Below are 17,016 nucleotides of genomic sequence, written 5' to 3' on the forward strand. Positions count from 1 at the left end.
TAAAAAAAAGGATAGTTTTAAATCCATTTGCTGAACTATTGGCTGACTTTGCGTAAAATATGCGAAGTCATTCAACCTCAACTCAGTTTAATCAGGGAGTCTTAATGAGACTAATATCCGCTTTTTCCTATTTTTTTAAAATTTTATTCCAAGGCGAAGCAAAAGCACTGGCAGTGCCATCTTCTCAATCAACGGCTTCAGCATCTGACAATACAGAGTCGGCTCGCCCAGAGTTTCAAATTTCGCAATCACCTGCCGTTCAGGTCTTAAGCTTGTTTCAAGCTAACGGCCGTTTAATTGATTTTTTACAAGAAGATATTCATCAATATGGCGATGCCGATATTGGCGCCGCGGTTAGAGATATTCATGCAGGCTGTCGCAAAGTGCTTGATAAGCACTTTGATGTTCAACCTGTCATCGCTAAAAATGAAGGTGACAATGTTGAATTGCCAGCGCAGTTTGATCCATCACGAATTGAACTGGTGGGCAATTTAATTAAAGATAACGCAACTGAAACTGGGGTTAAAGGTCAACTGGTCCATAAGGGATGGGCTGCGGTTAAAACCAATTTACCAACAGTTGCAGCAGGGCAAGATGAAACCATTATCAAAGCCGCCCAAGTTGAGGTGAAATCATGAGCCAATATGTTGTCGGTATCGATTTAGGTACCAGTAATACCGCCTTATCCTACGTGATAAATAACGAGCAAAGCGGCGAAAAAATTCAAGTCATTGATATGCCTATTCCGCAAGTTGTCGCTGCAGGTAGTGTGGAAGAAAAGCCTTCTTTACCTTCAACCGTTTATCTTAGCTCAGGCGATGAATTGCCGCAGGGGGCGCTAAACTTACCTTGGCGAACGGAAGAAAACACAGTAGTAGGTTATTTTGCGCGTGAGCAAGGTGCCAAAGTGCCAACTCGTTATATTCACTCGGCTAAAAGTTGGTTTTGTTATTCAGGGATTGATCCTGAAAAAAAATTATTACCACCCAACACACCAGAAAAAGCGATTAAACAATCGCCTGCTGATATTGCTAAATTAATATTGCAGCATTTAATTGAATCTTGGAATGAAAAAGTTGCAAAAGGGGACCAGCAACAGGCGCTAACCGAGCAAGAAGTCACCTTATGTGTGCCAGCCAGTTTTGATGCAAGAGCGCGTAATTTAACAGTAAAAGTAGCAGAAGAATTAGGGTTTCATAACCTTAAATTGTTAGAAGAGCCGCAAGCTGCTATTTATAGTTGGATAGCCTCTATGGGACGCGATTGGCGCAACCAAGTAGAAAAAGGCGATTTAATGCTGGTGGTTGATGTGGGTGGTGGCACCAGTGACTTTTCATTAATAGCGGTAACCGAAGAAGAAGGTGAGCTGCAATTAAGACGTGTCGCCGTTGGTGAACATATACTCTTGGGTGGCGATAATATGGATTTATCGCTTGCCCATACTGTCGCTCAAAAGCTTAAAAAACAAGGCCATAAAAAATTAGATGAATGGCAGTTATCAGCATTAGTTCAGCAATGTCGAGTCGCAAAAGAAGCTTTGTTATCTGACCCTGAATTAAATCAATGGTCATTGACTATTTTAGGCCGAAGCTCTTCTGTTATAGGTGGTTCAGTGAGAACTGAATTGACTCGCGAAGAGTTAAATCATTTGTTATTGGAAGGCTTTTTCCCACAAGTTGAATCTAGTTCTGTTCCTAAAGAGAAACGACGTTGGGGCTTTAAATCAAGTGGGTTGCCATATTCAAGTGAACCAGCCATAACTAAACACTTAGCTAAGTTTTTAACCCAACATGCTGAATTGCTTGAACAGGTTTTGCCTGAGCGAGCTTACAGCGAAATGATCATTCCAACCAAAGTTTTATTTAATGGCGGTGTATTTAAAGCGGCTGTATTACGTGATCGAATTATGCACCAATTAGATATTTGGGCTGATGAGCAAGCTGTGGAAGCGCCTATGAGTTTAACCTCCACCAGCTTTGACTTAGCCGTGGCTAATGGTGCAGCTTATTTGGGTATGGCACGCCATGGAAAAGGGGTGCGAATAAAAGGCGGCAGTGCGCGCAGTTATTATATTGCAATTGAAAGCGCAGAGCCAGCGATACCTGGATTTGAACCTCCAGTGCAAGCTATGTGTATTGTACCTTATGGTATGGAAGAGGGGAGTACACATGAAATTTCCGGTGAAGAAACTGAGTTGTGTTTATGGACGGGTCAAATAGGCGAGTTCGACTTTTTATCGAGCACACTGCGCAATCACGATCAAGCGGGTGAATTGTGTGAAATTGATGAAGATGAATTGGAATTTCATAAACCAATCGAAGCCGAAATTAAAGGTGAAGAGCGCATCGCTCCTATTGATTTACGCGCGCATTTTACTGATATAGGTGTACTTGAACTTTACTGTGTCGATCGAGAAACAAAAATCGCTCACAAAATTGAGTTTAATGTGCGTGAGGTAGAAGGTGCGGAAGATGAGCCTGAAGTTGCTTTATCAGAGTAACTTTCTATAAGCCGTTTTAAGCGCCACTTTAAACTTTTACTTAGTGGCGCTTTTTACTATCGTGTTGATAACGGTTTTTATAGTTTTTTAATTTTTATATTTTTAAATTCAACCGGTTGTCCTTCACTTTGAAAACCAATATAGCCAGAGGTTAACATCGTCATATTTTGCCATATTTTTGGATCCTCACCTTTAATTAAATTATCTTTTGTTGCAAACGGCTGAGCATATTCCAATACAATTTCACCATTAATAATTTGAGTGATTTTGCCATGATTAACAATTAATTCAGCTTGAACCCATTGATCCATTGGGTAGGTTTTTGAGCTAGATTTTAAACAATGTTCACCATAGAGCTTACCATTAAATTCAATTTCGGTACCCGGTGAACACATATTTCCAGTTGGTCTTGGTTGGCCGGGGGCTAACTCTGCCAATAATTGCATTTCAACGGATATCGGCCAATTTTGATCGGTTAATATCGAATCTGGCGATTGGCTATAAAACATAACGCCACTGTTTCGTTTTGCATAACTTGGCGCACTATCAAAAAATTCACCACTAAACTTGTAATCAAATACTAAATGAAAGTTCTCAAAAACTTGATTATAAAAAAGGTGGCCAAATCGTTCATTAAATTCTGTATATTTGTCGTAACGAATTTTTAGTAAACCCTCTTCAGCTCTAAAAGTTTGTGCATAATTATCACCGGTTTTATGGTGATTAATTTTAGCTGTCCAGTTATCTAAATTTTTACCATTAAAAAGCTCAATCCATTCACCTTTTTGAGTTTGGTTTGCGCACCCGAGCAAACCTAAGGTTAACATCATGGCTGCACTTGTTAATTTGAGTGCTTTTATATTGTTTAACATGGCGATCCTTCTCTAATACCGATTAGTTTTTTATATAAGTTAGTGCGATAATCATATTTTTAGATTTATGCCAATCAAATATGACAAAACCTAACGCCACTATAGGATTAATTAACCCTAAAAGTCCAACTAATGTCGGTGCTGTAATGCGAGCGGCTGGTTGTTTTATGGCTGATGCTGTTAATTACACAGGGCAAAGATATCAGCGGGCTGCTAAATTTCAAACCGACACAAAAAATCAAACTCGCCATATTCCATTAACTGGAGTTGATTGTTTGGTACAAGCTGCACCGCAAAATGCCAAAATTATTTGTGTTGATTTAGTTGAAGGGGCGACTCCGTTGCCTGAATTTGAACATCCAGAAAATGCTTGTTATATCTTTGGTCCAGAAGATGGCACCATAGAGCAACAGGTAATCGATCAAGCAGATTATGTGGTTTATATCCCTACTCAAGGATGTTTAAATTTAGCCATGAGTGTGAATGTTGTTTTGTACGATAGAGCCAGTAAACTCAATACCATAGAAGCCAGCGATGAACTGGTTTGCAACAGCCGGGATAGAAATAATAAAGTTAGGGTGAAGTCTTAATTTTTGAACGCCCTCGATTTTAATACAAAACAACAAAAATCCCACGCTTGAGGTGGGATTTTTTGATTTTGGTGTTTATCGCGATATCGCCATTGTCGGGTGCACGCTACGCGCTTACCCGACCTACAAATTACAAATGAGCTGTTTTATTTTGCTTGTTCACGGGCAATTGCGCGATAAGCAATATCATCACGGTATTGAACTTTGTCCCAGCTGATTTGCTTAAGTAGTTTATAAGCTTTTTGCTGAGCATCGGTAACTGAGTTGCCTAATGCCGTTGCGCATAGTACACGGCCACCTGCTGTTACAACATTGTCGTCTTTCATACTGGTACCAGCGTGAAACACTTTTTCGCCTTCTAGTTCTTCTGTTGGTAAGCCTGAAATGACATCGCCTTTATTATAAGCGGCTGGATAACCACCGGCTGCCAGTACCACACCTACAGACGGTCGAGGGTCAAATTTAGCTTCTTTACCGGCTAATTCACCTTTTGCACCGGCTAAACAAAGTTCAACTAAATCAGATTGCATACGCAACATAATTGGCTGCGTTTCTGGATCGCCAAATCGACAGTTGTACTCGATTACTTTAGGTGTGCCGTCAGCTGTTATCATTAAACCGGCATATAAAAAGCCAGTATAAGCATTATCTTCTTTTGCCATGCCTTTAACGGTTGGATAAATAACTTCATCCATAATGCGTTTATAAATGGTATCTGTTACCACTGGCGCGGGCGAATAAGCTCCCATACCACCTGTGTTTGGCCCTTTATCTTCATTAAACGCACGTTTGTGATCTTGGCTGGTTGCCATAGGCACTACATTTTTACCGTCAACCATAACGATAAAGCTAGCTTCTTCACCTTCTAAAAACTCTTCAATAACTACTCGGTTACCCGCATCGCCAAAAGCATTACCTGCTAGCATATCTTTAACTGCGTCTTTTGCTTCATCTAATGTCATGGCAACGATCACACCTTTACCAGCACATAAACCATCAGCTTTAATCACAATAGGTGCGCCTTTTTCATCAAGAAAAGCTAAAGCTTCATCAATCTGAGTAAAGGTTTTATACCAAGCGGTTGGAATATCGTGGCGTGCTAAAAAGTCTTTAGTGAAAGATTTTGAGCCTTCTAATTGTGCCGCTTTTTCAGTTGGGCCAAATACGGTTAAATTAGCTGCTTTAAATGCATCAACCACACCAATAACCAGCGGAGCTTCAGGGCCAACAATGGTTAAGTCAATGTCATTGCCTTTTGCAAATTTAACTAATGCTGGGATATCGTCAACGGCAATAGAGACATTTTGTAATTTTGGCTCTAGCTCTGTGCCTGCGTTGCCTGGCGCAACATAAACTGCTTTAACTTGGCTAGATTGAGCCGCTTTCCATGCTAATGCATGTTCGCGACCGCCGCCGCCGATAACTAAAACTTTCATGATGTATGAATACCTCTAAATTTATTTCGGTTTTCGAAATTTTAATGTAAACCTGTCGCTCTCGCCAATGGCAAGGTAATCCGCTTTATTTTTATCACCTAAACGTAAACTCGGTGGTAGTGTCCAAACCCCTTTTGGGTGAATGGCGGAATCTTGATTATTGGCATTAATTTCACTGCTGGACTCTAATATAAAACCAGCTTGTAGTGCCCAACTAATGGCTTTGCTCATTTTAACATAACCACTTTTTTTATTGGCAATTTGATCAAAATTTTCTGGCATTTGATGATCGACCACACCTAATACGCCACCGGGCTTTAACGCTTGATAAAATGCTTTAAAAGATTCAATCGCGGCTTTGTCTTCGCCTCGGATATACCAATTATGTAAATTACGGAAAGTCAGAACTAAATCTGCACTATTTTCAGGTGCAATTTTATGATGAGTTTGTGGATTAAACTCGGTTAGCTTTACATTTTTATAAGCTGCATCGTCGGCTATTTTTTGTTTAAATTTAGCCAGTGAATTTTGAAAATATTTAACTTGTGAATCTTGCGGGAAATGAGCCGCGTAATATTGTCCTTTAGCTTTCAAATAAGGCGCTAGTATTTCACTATACCAGCCGCCACCGGGCCAAATTTCAACTACAGTTTGATCGGGTTTGATTTCGAAAAACGTGAGCGTTTGTTTTGGATGTCGATATTGGTCGCGCTGAATATTTTGCTCGCTACGTGTTTTTTCATTTATCGCGCTCGTTAATGGATCTGCACTGACAGTAAAACCGGCAAGCAAGCCCATTGCACCAATGACACTTGAATAAATATAAGTTGTTAGTTTCATTTTGATTCCCTTTGATTAAATGCTTAATTGAGTGTAACACCATATTATTAAATCACAGGCAATAAAAAAGGCCAGCAAGCTGACCTTTCAAATTTAACTCGGATTGAGTTGTTAGTTTAGACTCGCTTAGTGACGGAAATGACGCATGCCAGTAAAGACCATTGTCATATCGTGCTCGTCTGCCGCGTTAATAACTTCTTCATCACGCATTGAGCCACCAGGCTGAATAACCGCTTTAATACCAGCGGCTGCAGCTGCATCTATACCATCACGGAATGGGAAAAATGCATCTGATGCCATGACTGAACCTGCAACTTCTAGGTTTTCATCAGCGGCTTTAATACCAGCAATTTTAGCGCTGTAAACTCGGCTCATTTGACCAGCACCAACACCGATAGTTTGATTGCCTTTTGCATACACAATGGCGTTTGACTTAACGTATTTCGCGACTTTCCAGCAGAATAATAAATCAGTTAATTCTTGTTCGCTTGGCTGGCGTTTTGAAACTACTTTTAAGTCGTCTTTTGAAACCATACCTTGATCGCGGTCTTGAACTAATAAACCACCGTTAACGCGTTTAAAATCACGTTCAGTTGTTTTGTCTGACCACTCTCCACATTCTAATACCCGAACATTTTGTTTCGCTGCTAAAATCTGTTGTGCACCAGCTGAAACTGAAGGTGCGATAATCACTTCAACAAATTGACGAGAAATAATCGCTTCGGCCGTGTCAGCATCTAATTCTTGGTTAAACGCAATAATGCCCCCAAATGCTGACGTTGGATCAGTTTGGTACGCTTTATCGTAAGCACTTAATAGGTTATCACCTAAAGCGACACCACAAGGGTTAGCGTGTTTTACTATAACACAAGCTGGTTCGGCAAATTCTTTTACACATTCAAGTGCCGCATCGGTATCCGCAATATTGTTGTACGATAAAGCTTTACCTTGTAATTGATTGGCAGTTGAGACGGATGCTTCTTGCGCATTCGCTTCAACATAAAATGCAGCTTGCTGGTGGCTATTTTCGCCGTAGCGGCAATCTTGTTTTTTAATAAACTGCGAATTAAAGGTACGTGGGAATTGGCTATTTTCAGCTTTTTCGTTATGGTAATCCGGTACCATTTTACCAAAGTAGTTAGCAATCATGCCATCGTACGCAGCTGTGTGTTCAAAGGCTGCAATCGCTAAATCAAAACGAGTTTGATAAGTTAATGAACCTTGATTGTCTTTTATTTCAGCTAATACGCGATCGTAATCACTAGCATTAACAATAATAGTCACGTCTTTATGGTTTTTAGCCGCAGAGCGAACCATAGTTGGGCCGCCAATATCAATGTTTTCAATTGCATCTTCTAACGAGCAGTCAGGGTTTGCAACTGTGCTGGCAAATGGATATAAGTTAACAACAACCATATCGATACCGTTAATACCATGCTCAGACATGACAGCGTCATCTTGACCACGACGACCTAAAATACCGCCATGAACTTTCGGGTGTAATGTTTTTACACGACCGTCCATCATTTCAGGAAAACCTGTATAATCTGATACTTCAGTGGCTGCAATTTGATTTGCTTGAAGTAATTTGAAAGTACCACCAGTTGATAAGATTTCAACGCCATTAGCAACTAATGAGCGTGCAAATTCAACAATACCAGTTTTGTCTGAAACACTAATAAGCGCACGTTTGATCGGGCGAGCTGTATCCATTGTTAATTAATTACCTTGTTTTAAATGAGAACGGGTTAAATTTTAACCCTTTTATTTGTAAATTAGACTGACGGAAACGAAAAAAGCACCCTAGGGTGCTTTCGTTCAAAACTCAGTGTTTAGTTCATGCCGTATTTTTTTAACTTTTTACGTAAAGTGCCACGGTTTATACCTAACATATTAGCAGCGCGAGTTTGGTTGCCGCGAGTATAAAGCATAATTTCTTCTAATAAAGGTGCTTCAACTTCTGAAATAACAATATCATAAAAATCATCAATATCTTGTCCGCTTAACTGAGACAAGTAGTTAGTGACAGCTTGTTTTACAGACGCACGTAATGGCTTTTGAGTTTGTTCTTGAGCAGTGGTAACTGTACCAGTAACTAATTCAGGAGAAACATTTTGTTCAAACATATTAACGACTCTTCTCTAATTTATTAGGTTATCAAAAAATAATGCTAAGCTATCGAGCTGGCCAGAGGCACTATCGATGGCATTAAATTCGCGGCGAAAATCAGTTTCTACCGCTAAAGTTTTTAAGTACCAAGCCACGTGTTTACGCGCGGTTCGGTAGCCTTTTTCATTTCCATAAAATTCGTGCATGGCTTGCACATGCAACAAAACCATATCGCGTATTTCAACAATGCTGGGTTTACTTGTTACTTTACCCGTTTGCATTAGCTCGTTAATTTCACGAAATAACCAAGGGTTACCTTGAGCACCTCGGCCGATCATAATTGCATCGGCACCCGTAAAATTAATGACATCTAATGCACGTTGTGCTGTGCAAATATCACCATTGGCAATCACAGGTATAGACACATTTTGTTTAATGTCTCTAATTGTTTTAAATTCAGCTTCACCTTTAAACATACAGGCTCGCGTTCTGCCATGAACCGCTAAAGCTTGAACGCCTGCTTGCTCAGCTATTTGAGCAATTTGAATGCCGTTTCGGTTATCGGGTGACCAACCTGTGCGAATTTTTAAAGTCACAGGTACAGAAACTGAGTTGACCACCTTATTTAAAATTTGTTCAACTAACTGCGGATCTTGCAACAATGCAGAACCTGCTAGTTTTTTATTTACCTTTTTTGCTGGGCAGCCCATATTGATATCAATAATGTCTGCACCGTTCTCTGCATTATGCTGGGCTGCCTGCGCCATTAATTCTGGATCGCAACCTGCAATTTGTACCGAACGAATACCAGTTTCACCTGTGTGATCCATTCGTAACCGAGATTTTTCTGTCGCCCATACGCTAGGATTACTCGACAGCATTTCACCTACCGCCAAGCCAGCGCCGAGCTCTCGGCAAATTTGACGAAAGGGTCTGTCAGTAATTCCGGCCATTGGCGCAAGAATAACTGGATTATTTAAAGTGTAATTACCAATTTGCATATCTATATTGTTTGGTTAAAACACCATCAGCTCAAAAAGGGCGGCTAGTTTACGGATTTTTTGTAAGAGTGCAAAGCCTATTTTTTAAACAATCTGGTTTTTTTTATTGTCAAGTGATCAGAGTAAAAAGCAAGCAAAAAAATGACAGAAATATGAAGGGAATTTTGACTATTTTGTAAATTTATTGTTGTTAATGTAGCTAAAATGCTTAATTAGACTGGGTTGAGCAAAAGCTTGATAAGCTATTTTATAGCGTTTTTTATTTTGAAAGCGAAATTTTAAGCATAAAAAAACCGCAACAAGTGCGGTTTTTTACTAAAGCGAGATTGGTTTTAAATTAACCAAAATACTAAAAATATCGCAAAGCTACTTGCGGCAAAAAAAGCGTATTCAATCCGAGCTATTTTTAATGCATCTGCGTTATCAGCTTTTTCAGTTGCACCTAAAAAACTAAAGGTAATAAACATAGCTAATGCGAGTAAAGTCACGTTAACTTCAATTGCGCTAATTAAATTTTCCATAGGGGGTTTAGCCTAATCATAAATAAATATCATATCTAATGCGCGTATTGTAATTAAGCTAAGGTATAAAAAACAAGTTTATTTAGGATAAAAAACAAGCCAGATCAAAAAATAAGCGAAAAAAGGAAAATTAGGCCTGCTAAATATGAAAACAGGCACTATTGACGCTTGGCTAATTGAAAAATTTACAGGGGACATTGTTAAAGTTAATTAAGTCCCAGCCATTTTGTTGAGTAAGTGAGCTAGAATAAGGCTAACGCATTATTTATTCCAAGGTATATGAAAGCCTTATTTTAAACCGCTTGGGGTTTTATACAGCGGAAGTTAGCTTTGATATTATATCTTGAAATGTATTTTGGTACGGCTTTTGCGCGTGGTTATTATGGTAAAGCTATAGATTAAATATAAAGGAGCGAGTCATGGCTATTTCTGAAAAAGCACATCAATCTGCAATTGAAATTATAAACCCTGCCAATAATGAATTTGTGCGCCGTTATCAAACAATGTCGCAAGCACAGCTTCATCAAGTGATTGATTCAGTTAATGACGCATTTAATGGCTGGCGAACATTTAGTCTTAAACAGCGCGGCCAATGTTTTAAAAAAGCTTCAGCATTATTAACCGCTCAAAGTACTGAGCTTGCTAATTTAATGACCCAAGAAATGGGTAAGGTACATAAAGAAGCGCTAGGAGAAATTAAAAAGTGTGCTTGGGTATGTGAATATTACGCGGACAAAGCAGAGTCATTTTTGGCTGATGAAGAGATTGAATCTGATTTATCAGAAAGTTGGGTGAGTTATCAACCCTTAGGTGTAGTGCTTTCTGTTATGCCATGGAATTTTCCATTTTGGCAAGTATTTCGTTTTGCGGCACCTACCTTAATGGCAGGCAATGTGGCTTTACTTAAACATGCCCGCCAAGTAACGGGTTGTGCTTTAGCGATTGAGGCTATTTTTGAACAAGCAGGTTTTCCAAAAAATGTATTTAAAAGCTTATTAATTTCAAGCGATGAAGTTGAATCAGTTATTAAACATAAAGCGGTTAGAGCGGTTACTTTAACGGGCAGTACGAACGCAGGTAGCAAGGTTGCTTCAACCGCTGGCAAATATATAAAAAAAACAGTATTGGAATTAGGCGGAAGCGACCCTTATATCATATTAAGTGATGCAGATATTCAATTAGCTGCAGAAAAGTCTTGTCAAAGCCGAATGATAAACGCAGGGCAAAGCTGCATAGCTGCTAAGCGTTTTATTGTACTGGAAGATGTTTATGATGAATTTCTTCAAGCTTTTAAAGCGCAAATGCAAAATAAAGTAATGGGTGATCCTAATCATCCAGAATCAGATTTTGGACCACAGGCTAATTTGGATTTAAGAGATATACTACACCAGCAAGTGACATCGTCAATTAAAGCTGGCGCTAAATGTGTTTTAGGCGGCGAAATTCCGGCTAAAGCGGGCGCTTGGTATCCGGCAACTATACTTAGCGAGGTTCAGTCGGGCATGCCTGCTTATAATGAGGAATTATTTGGCCCGGTTGCCTCTGTTATTAAAGCAAAAAATATTGAACATGCGATTGAAATTGCCAATGATTCAGAGTTTGGTTTGGGCGGTGCTATTTTTACTCAAGATATAGCTTTAGCTAAAAAACTCGCTAAAGAGGCTTTAGATACAGGGACTGTTGCAATTAATGATTTTGTAAAATCAGATCCAAGATTACCATTTGGCGGCGTTAAAACGAGTGGGTATGGACGTGAACTGGCTAGTTTTGGGATTAAAGAGTTTGTGAATATTAAAACAATTGGCGTTGCTTAAACTGATAATTTGAGTAGATTATTACTTGTATTGCGTAAGCTGGTTTTGCTTTAAACCAGCTTGCATATCCGACTCCTAAGGAAAATAGAGAAAAATATCGCGAAACAATACTTGAATATTGCTTATGTAACTATGCAATACATAAGTTATGAAAAGGCAAGTGAACACTTTCATAAAAGCAGCGCAAAAAACATCTAATGGCTTAACTATTCTAAAAATACGCGAGAGGTCAACAGACCCTCGTCTCTTATCTCAATTATTGCATCCTATTTACTCTCAGTGATAAAACTCCGTTTGCTTAAATTAACCTAGCTTATTCAGCCAAACGACGATTTGGGTTTGATTATTTTTGTCAGTTTTTATTAAATATTGCAATCTTAAGTAAATATGCGCAAGATCAGCGGTTATATTTAAGTCAGCAAACAGTAATATGTCTAAATTAAAATCCGAAGTATCTATTTCAAGCTATGGCATTTATACCCAATGGGATGCAAAATCTAAAAGCTTACCTAAAATTAAAACCTTTACTACTGAGGTTATCGCCGAGGTAGATGTAGAGTTTGGGATGATCATCAATTTTAAAAAAGCGAAAGGGGAAAAGCTTAAATTTTGTATTTATCATCCTGATATTCCAAATGATGATGGTGAGGTTATGCCCCCATTTGAAGGTGAAGAATATGTGGGGAACAATAACTGGGATTTTTATTTAGGGGACACTATTTGGCCTCCAGTCAATAATAAGTTAGGTGATTGGCGGATGACAGTTGAGCTAAAAGGTAAAATTGTTGCTGATAAAACTTTTGCGTTGATTGAAGAAGAAGAAAAAAGCGAAGCTAACTTTTGGAAAAAACGTGGCTTTTAATGTGCTGCTGTGTCTCACTGTGATGGAATGAATGTATGGCTAAAATAGCAGTAATGCCTTATGCCGGGGCACGTAAATGGTTATATAAAGAAGTTCACGGGATAGAATCTTTTGCCGATGAATTGGATTTAAGCACTATATCGGCGGGTGATAAAGTATATGGCGCATTATCGGTAGAGCAGGCTGCAGCCATCTGTGAAAAAAACGCTGAGTATTTCCATTTATCTGTTTCTGATCCTCGTTTACTAACCTCTGAATACGATGTGTTTCGAATCGCTAACCCAAGTTTAGATGCTTTTTTTGTCAATGGAACCAGTGAAGCGGTATTGACTAAATGGCTGAAAAACACCGCTGATGTAATAAAGCGTAAAGTATGCCAATTGTCTAGAGACAAGATACCTCTGCGAGTCGCTGATATTAAATTAGCCTTGTTTGCCCTCATTGCGGCTTCAGCTATTGGTATGTTTGCTAATGCGTTGGGTGGTGCCTTATTGTTTGACGTTCATGTTATAAACTGGTTTGGCAAAGATCAGGCGTGGTTAAATCGGCATTTTAGTTTGTATTGGATAATCGAGTTAATTTTTTGTTTTTTGTTATTTTTGTGGGCATCATGGTCTTTGCGTGTTCAAGCTCGCCAATGGGTGCCGCTTAGAGATGTAAAAAGAAGAGAAGCCGATCAAGCTTATGCCGGTTTAGTGCTTACTTTATCTAGTGGTTTTAGATTTGAGCAAAGAGATGGGTGCTGGTTTTTTATAAAGCAAAAACATGGTTTTTCCAGTGAGGTCGAATTAACGGGTGATTTACAGCAAGATATTGAATTGCTCATGCCGCTTAAAATTCAGTGGGAGCTTATTTTACGCATTGTGCGCGCTCAGGCGTGTCATACAAACACCAAATTAAAGCGAGTGATGCTGTTAGGTTCTCAAGATTGTAGTATTAAAAATAGAGAAGGGGTCGTTGAGCGAATATCTGCGGGGACTTATCCGGCGATAAATAACGCGCTTCAGGTTTTAGCAACTTATCCTGAATTTAAGCAAATTCAATTTGAACCTTATCCGATACCGATCCCTCCTAATGATGTTGAAGCTTATTACAATGCCTACTTAAAAATTGCAAAAAATTGGCAGCAGCTTCATGACTTACCTGAAGAAGATATCTTAATTGATATCACCGGTGGTAAATCATTAAACAGTGTGGCGGCAGCACTAGCGACATTACATAATAAAATGCAATTTCATTATATTGATACCAATAATTTAAATGATGTTTTGGTTTATGCAATGGAATATCGTCAACAAAATATTAATTAGATTTATCATACTATATAGGAAAGCCATTGTTTTCAGTTTCAAATTCGTTTGGGTTATCCGTTAACACACGCCAGTTTATTCACTGGCCAGATCATGCTGATGTATTTGACCCTTCTCAACCGTTTTTAATAGTTGGTGCGGGCAGTAATTTATTGTTTATAGACCCTGAATATCAGGGACAAATTGTAACTGCAAGCGATCAAACGTTTAGCTACAGCGAATCAGATGCTCATTATATTGTTACCTTAGGTGCTAGTCTAAACTGGCATCATACTGTTGAAAGGCTCATTAAATTGGGCATGTTTGGGCTTGAAAATTTAGCGCTAATCCCAGGAACCGTTGGCGCCGCACCGGTGCAAAATATTGGCGCTTACGGTGTTGAATTTAGCCAATTTTGTAGCTCTGTTACTGGCATCGATCTAATCACAGGTCAAAGCCAAACATTATTGAGGACTGATTGCCATTTTGATTATCGAGATTCTATATTTAAGCATCAATTAAACGATCGATTTTTAATTACCCAAGTTAAATTGGCATTACCAAAGCACTGGCAGCCAAATTTAAGTTACGGTCCGCTTCAAAAATTAAGCAATCCAAGCGCTAAAAATATCTTTGAAACAGTTTGTCAGGTTAGACAAACGAAGTTACCCGACCCAAAACAGTTAGGTAATGCGGGCAGCTTTTTTAAAAATCCAGTTATTGATTCACAGCTGTTTGCAAAACTACAACTAACAGACCCTGATATTCCTAATTATCCGCAAGCCAATGGGCAAGTTAAAATAGCCGCGGGCTATTTAATTGAACGGGCTGGGTTGAAGGGGACAAGTTATAAACAAGCGAAAGTGCATCAAAACCAAGCGCTGGTTTTAGTTAATCAAGGCGGTGCCAGCGGTGAGCAAATCTGTTATTTAGCGGCAAAGGTTAGGCAAAAAGTATTTGAGGCTTATCAAATTAGGTTATCACCTGAAGTTAGATTTATTGGTAAAACGAGTGAAATCGATTCAGAAGCTTTGTTGGAATCATTAATGAGTACGGGGCAAGTTAAATGAATATAGATGAATTATTAAGTGCCCTTGCAGACAAAGGCTTTCATTCAGGGGAAGATTTAGCAAAGCGATTTTCAATTTCGCGAGCGGCAATTTCAAAATGGATCAGTAAATTAAGAATGGCTGGGTACGATATTCACTCAGTACCGGGGAAAGGCTACTGTTTTGCACCTTATGTGCGTCCACTTGAATCATCAAAAATTGAGCAAGCGCTGTTAAACCATGTACAAGTGATTTTAACCGCCGAAACAGATTCCACCAACGAAGATGTAAAGCGTGCATTTAGAGCTAACCAGACCACTTTACCTATATTGGCAACCACTGAAAAGCAAACAATAGGTCGAGGCCGACGAGGACGGGTATGGCATTCACCTTATGCGCAAAATATATATTTAAGTTTGGGGCTAAAATTAGATGTGGCCATTAGTGAGTTATCAGGTCTAAGTATTGTTATTGGCTTAGCGGTGGCAGATTTATTACAGCAGCAAGGTTTACCGGTTCAGCTAAAATGGCCGAATGACATTTATTTGGAAGGAAAAAAACTGGGCGGTATTTTAGTAGAACTTGAAGGTGCATTTGAGCCACCTTGCAATGTTATTATTGGTTTAGGGCTAAATGTGAATATGCCTCGCCAATCACAAGAAATTGACCAACCTTGGCAAAGCTTGTCTGAATTCCAAGGGCAGATAATTGACAGAACCGAACTCGTTATTCAATTGTTTAAACAGTTAACGACTTATATTAGTCAATTTTGTGAAAATGGGATGGCCGATTTTGTTGTTAAATGGCCAGCATATGACTTATATCATCACCAAAGTGTTCAGTTAATCAGTGGTGAGCAAGTGAAAACCGGTATTAATATGGGAATTAATCACCAAGGTGGGTTAGTGATGCAAGTGGGTAATGAAGAGCAGAGCTTTAACGGTGGTGAGGTTTCGTTGAGGCCCCTATGAGTATTTTATTGGTAGATGAAGGTAATACCCGAGCAAAGTTTGGGTTAGTAGATAAAACTGCCACCAGTTTTAACGTTAAAATACTAAGCTTTGATGAGTTAGCCCAAAATAAAATTACAGAGGTTATTTTTGCAAGTGTTAAATCAGCAGATAACTCTATTTTAAAGCAAGTTGCAAAGATGCTTCCCAATGCCAATATTAAACAATTACAAACGCAAGCAAATGCATTTGGTTTGAAAAACGCTTATCAAGTTGTAAATCGGTTGGGTGTTGACCGTTGGCTAGCCATGCTGGGTTCTAAAACTTTAACTTCCAATGCGTTTATGGTTATAGATGCGGGGACAGCGGTAACGATAGACGCAGTGACAGCGCAAGGCCAACATTTAGGTGGTTGGATTTTACCAAATGTTACTTTTAGTGCACAAAGCCTAGCAAAACGTTCAGGTAAAATCGAATTAACAGATAAGTATAACCCAGCAATTAATTTAGGAAATATAACTGAAAGGTGTATTTTTAATGGATTGTACGCCAGTCATATCGCTTTAGTTAAATCACTCGCACAAGATTTAACAACGAAATATCAGAAAGTTGATATTTTTTTAGCCGGCGGCGACTGTGATATTTATCAAACTTTATTAAAATCACAAAAAATTCAGGCGAAAATAGAAACTAACTTAATATTTAAAGGCATGGGTTTATTTATTAACTGAATGCTGTGGCGCTTGATTTGCTTATAAAGTATTCAGTTTTTTAGAGGGAAAACCGACAAATTGATTGAAATCTGTGCGAACAGTGAAAAAAAAGCTTTTTTATTAAAAAAAGGGTTGCAACGACCCAAGGGTTTCAATACACTTCGCATCACTTTTTGACAGGGCCGACTTAGCTCAGTTGGTAGAGCAACTGACTTGTAATCAGTAGGTCGCCAGTTCGATTCCGGCAGTCGGCACCATCAAAAATAAAAAATTCGGAGGGGTTCCCGAGTGGCCAAAGGGATCAGACTGTAAATCTGACGGCTCAGCCTTCGCTGGTTCGAATCCAGCTCCCTCCACCATATTCACAGTTTGAGGTCTACTGCTTAGGATTTTGCGGGCATCGTATAATGGCTATTACCTCAGCCTTCCAAGCTGATGATGCGGGTTCGATTCCCGCTGCCCGCTCCATT

At 39.1% G+C, this 17,016-nt stretch carries 16 protein-coding genes and 3 tRNA genes; 12 read left to right on the forward strand and 7 right to left on the reverse strand.

Annotated features, from left to right (window positions below; translation table 11 throughout):
- Positions 1-104 precede the first annotated feature (104 nt).
- Both OLW01_RS02090 and OLW01_RS02095 read left to right on the forward strand, forming a co-directional pair.
- Positions 105-638 carry a DUF2760 domain-containing protein gene (locus tag OLW01_RS02090; RefSeq protein ID WP_268074980.1) on the forward strand — a complete coding sequence of 178 codons (534 nt, stop codon included), beginning with the start codon at positions 105-107 and terminating at the stop codon, positions 636-638.
- Positions 635-2,500 (forward strand): Hsp70 family protein, encoded by a 1,866-nt coding sequence (locus tag OLW01_RS02095; RefSeq protein ID WP_268074981.1) that lies wholly within the window; start codon positions 635-637, stop codon positions 2,498-2,500. Before OLW01_RS02090 ends, OLW01_RS02095 begins: the two co-directional genes overlap by 4 nt.
- A 77-nt stretch (positions 2,501-2,577) precedes the next feature.
- Here the strand turns inward: OLW01_RS02095 and OLW01_RS02100 are convergent, their stop codons facing one another.
- Complete coding sequence (locus OLW01_RS02100; RefSeq protein ID WP_268074982.1) at positions 2,578-3,372, reverse strand: 3-keto-disaccharide hydrolase; 795 nt, start codon at positions 3,370-3,372, stop codon at positions 2,578-2,580.
- A gap of 80 nt (positions 3,373-3,452) precedes the next feature.
- On the opposite strand from OLW01_RS02100, the gene OLW01_RS02105 reads away from it, so the two are divergent.
- Complete coding sequence (locus OLW01_RS02105; RefSeq protein ID WP_268074983.1) at positions 3,453-3,962, forward strand: RNA methyltransferase; 510 nt, start codon at positions 3,453-3,455, stop codon at positions 3,960-3,962.
- 146 nt (positions 3,963-4,108) lie between these two features.
- Here OLW01_RS02105 and purD read toward each other — a convergent pair whose 3' ends face one another.
- From purD to OLW01_RS02135, 6 genes are all read right to left on the reverse strand, one after another.
- On the reverse strand, positions 4,109-5,398 hold the full coding sequence (gene purD / locus OLW01_RS02110) for a phosphoribosylamine--glycine ligase (RefSeq protein WP_268074984.1): 1,290 nt from the start codon (positions 5,396-5,398) through the stop codon (positions 4,109-4,111).
- Between the two features lie 21 nt (positions 5,399-5,419).
- Positions 5,420-6,196: a class I SAM-dependent methyltransferase gene (locus tag OLW01_RS02115; RefSeq protein ID WP_268076137.1), complete on the reverse strand. Its 777-nt coding sequence runs from the start codon at positions 6,194-6,196 to the stop codon at positions 5,420-5,422.
- Positions 6,197-6,364: 168 nt separating this feature from the next.
- Positions 6,365-7,951: a bifunctional phosphoribosylaminoimidazolecarboxamide formyltransferase/IMP cyclohydrolase gene (gene purH / locus OLW01_RS02120; RefSeq protein WP_268074985.1), complete on the reverse strand. Its 1,587-nt coding sequence runs from the start codon at positions 7,949-7,951 to the stop codon at positions 6,365-6,367.
- A gap of 119 nt (positions 7,952-8,070) precedes the next feature.
- Positions 8,071-8,364 (reverse strand): DNA-binding transcriptional regulator Fis, encoded by a 294-nt coding sequence (gene fis / locus OLW01_RS02125; RefSeq protein ID WP_268074986.1) that lies wholly within the window; start codon positions 8,362-8,364, stop codon positions 8,071-8,073.
- Positions 8,365-8,379: 15 nt separating this feature from the next.
- Entirely contained in the window at positions 8,380-9,348 is a 969-nt protein-coding gene (dusB, locus tag OLW01_RS02130) for a tRNA dihydrouridine synthase DusB (RefSeq protein ID WP_268074987.1), read from the reverse strand.
- Between the two features lie 332 nt (positions 9,349-9,680).
- Positions 9,681-9,869 (reverse strand): hypothetical protein, encoded by a 189-nt coding sequence (locus tag OLW01_RS02135; protein WP_268074988.1) that lies wholly within the window; start codon positions 9,867-9,869, stop codon positions 9,681-9,683.
- 419 nt (positions 9,870-10,288) lie between these two features.
- On the opposite strand from OLW01_RS02135, the gene OLW01_RS02140 reads away from it, so the two are divergent.
- The 9 genes from OLW01_RS02140 to OLW01_RS02180 all read left to right on the forward strand — a co-directional run bounded on the left by OLW01_RS02140 (position 10,289) and on the right by OLW01_RS02180 (position 17,014).
- Positions 10,289-11,683 carry an NAD-dependent succinate-semialdehyde dehydrogenase gene (locus OLW01_RS02140; protein ID WP_268074989.1) on the forward strand — a complete coding sequence of 465 codons (1,395 nt, stop codon included), beginning with the start codon at positions 10,289-10,291 and terminating at the stop codon, positions 11,681-11,683.
- A gap of 430 nt (positions 11,684-12,113) precedes the next feature.
- On the forward strand, positions 12,114-12,545 hold the full coding sequence (locus OLW01_RS02145; protein WP_268074990.1) for a DUF3859 domain-containing protein: 432 nt from the start codon (positions 12,114-12,116) through the stop codon (positions 12,543-12,545).
- A 35-nt stretch (positions 12,546-12,580) separates the two neighbouring features.
- Positions 12,581-13,855: a CRISPR-associated protein Csx16 gene (csx16, locus tag OLW01_RS02150; protein ID WP_268074991.1), complete on the forward strand. Its 1,275-nt coding sequence runs from the start codon at positions 12,581-12,583 to the stop codon at positions 13,853-13,855.
- 26 nt (positions 13,856-13,881) lie between these two features.
- Positions 13,882-14,904 (forward strand): UDP-N-acetylmuramate dehydrogenase, encoded by a 1,023-nt coding sequence (murB, locus tag OLW01_RS02155; protein WP_268074992.1) that lies wholly within the window; start codon positions 13,882-13,884, stop codon positions 14,902-14,904.
- On the forward strand, positions 14,901-15,854 hold the full coding sequence (gene birA / locus OLW01_RS02160; RefSeq protein ID WP_268074993.1) for a bifunctional biotin--[acetyl-CoA-carboxylase] ligase/biotin operon repressor BirA: 954 nt from the start codon (positions 14,901-14,903) through the stop codon (positions 15,852-15,854). Before murB ends, birA begins: the two co-directional genes overlap by 4 nt.
- Positions 15,851-16,564: a type III pantothenate kinase gene (locus OLW01_RS02165; RefSeq protein WP_268074994.1), complete on the forward strand. Its 714-nt coding sequence runs from the start codon at positions 15,851-15,853 to the stop codon at positions 16,562-16,564. Before birA ends, OLW01_RS02165 begins: the two co-directional genes overlap by 4 nt.
- Positions 16,565-16,727: 163 nt before the next feature.
- Positions 16,728-16,803: transfer RNA gene (locus tag OLW01_RS02170), tRNA-Thr, on the forward strand.
- A gap of 17 nt (positions 16,804-16,820) precedes the next feature.
- Positions 16,821-16,905 (forward strand) — tRNA-Tyr (locus OLW01_RS02175).
- 34 nt (positions 16,906-16,939) lie between these two features.
- Positions 16,940-17,014: transfer RNA gene (locus tag OLW01_RS02180), tRNA-Gly, on the forward strand.
- Positions 17,015-17,016 lie beyond the last annotated feature (2 nt).

Origin of the sequence: Catenovulum adriaticum, from assembly GCF_026725475.1 — a bacterium.
In the GTDB taxonomy this organism is placed as follows: domain Bacteria; phylum Pseudomonadota; class Gammaproteobacteria; order Enterobacterales; family Alteromonadaceae; genus Catenovulum; species Catenovulum adriaticum.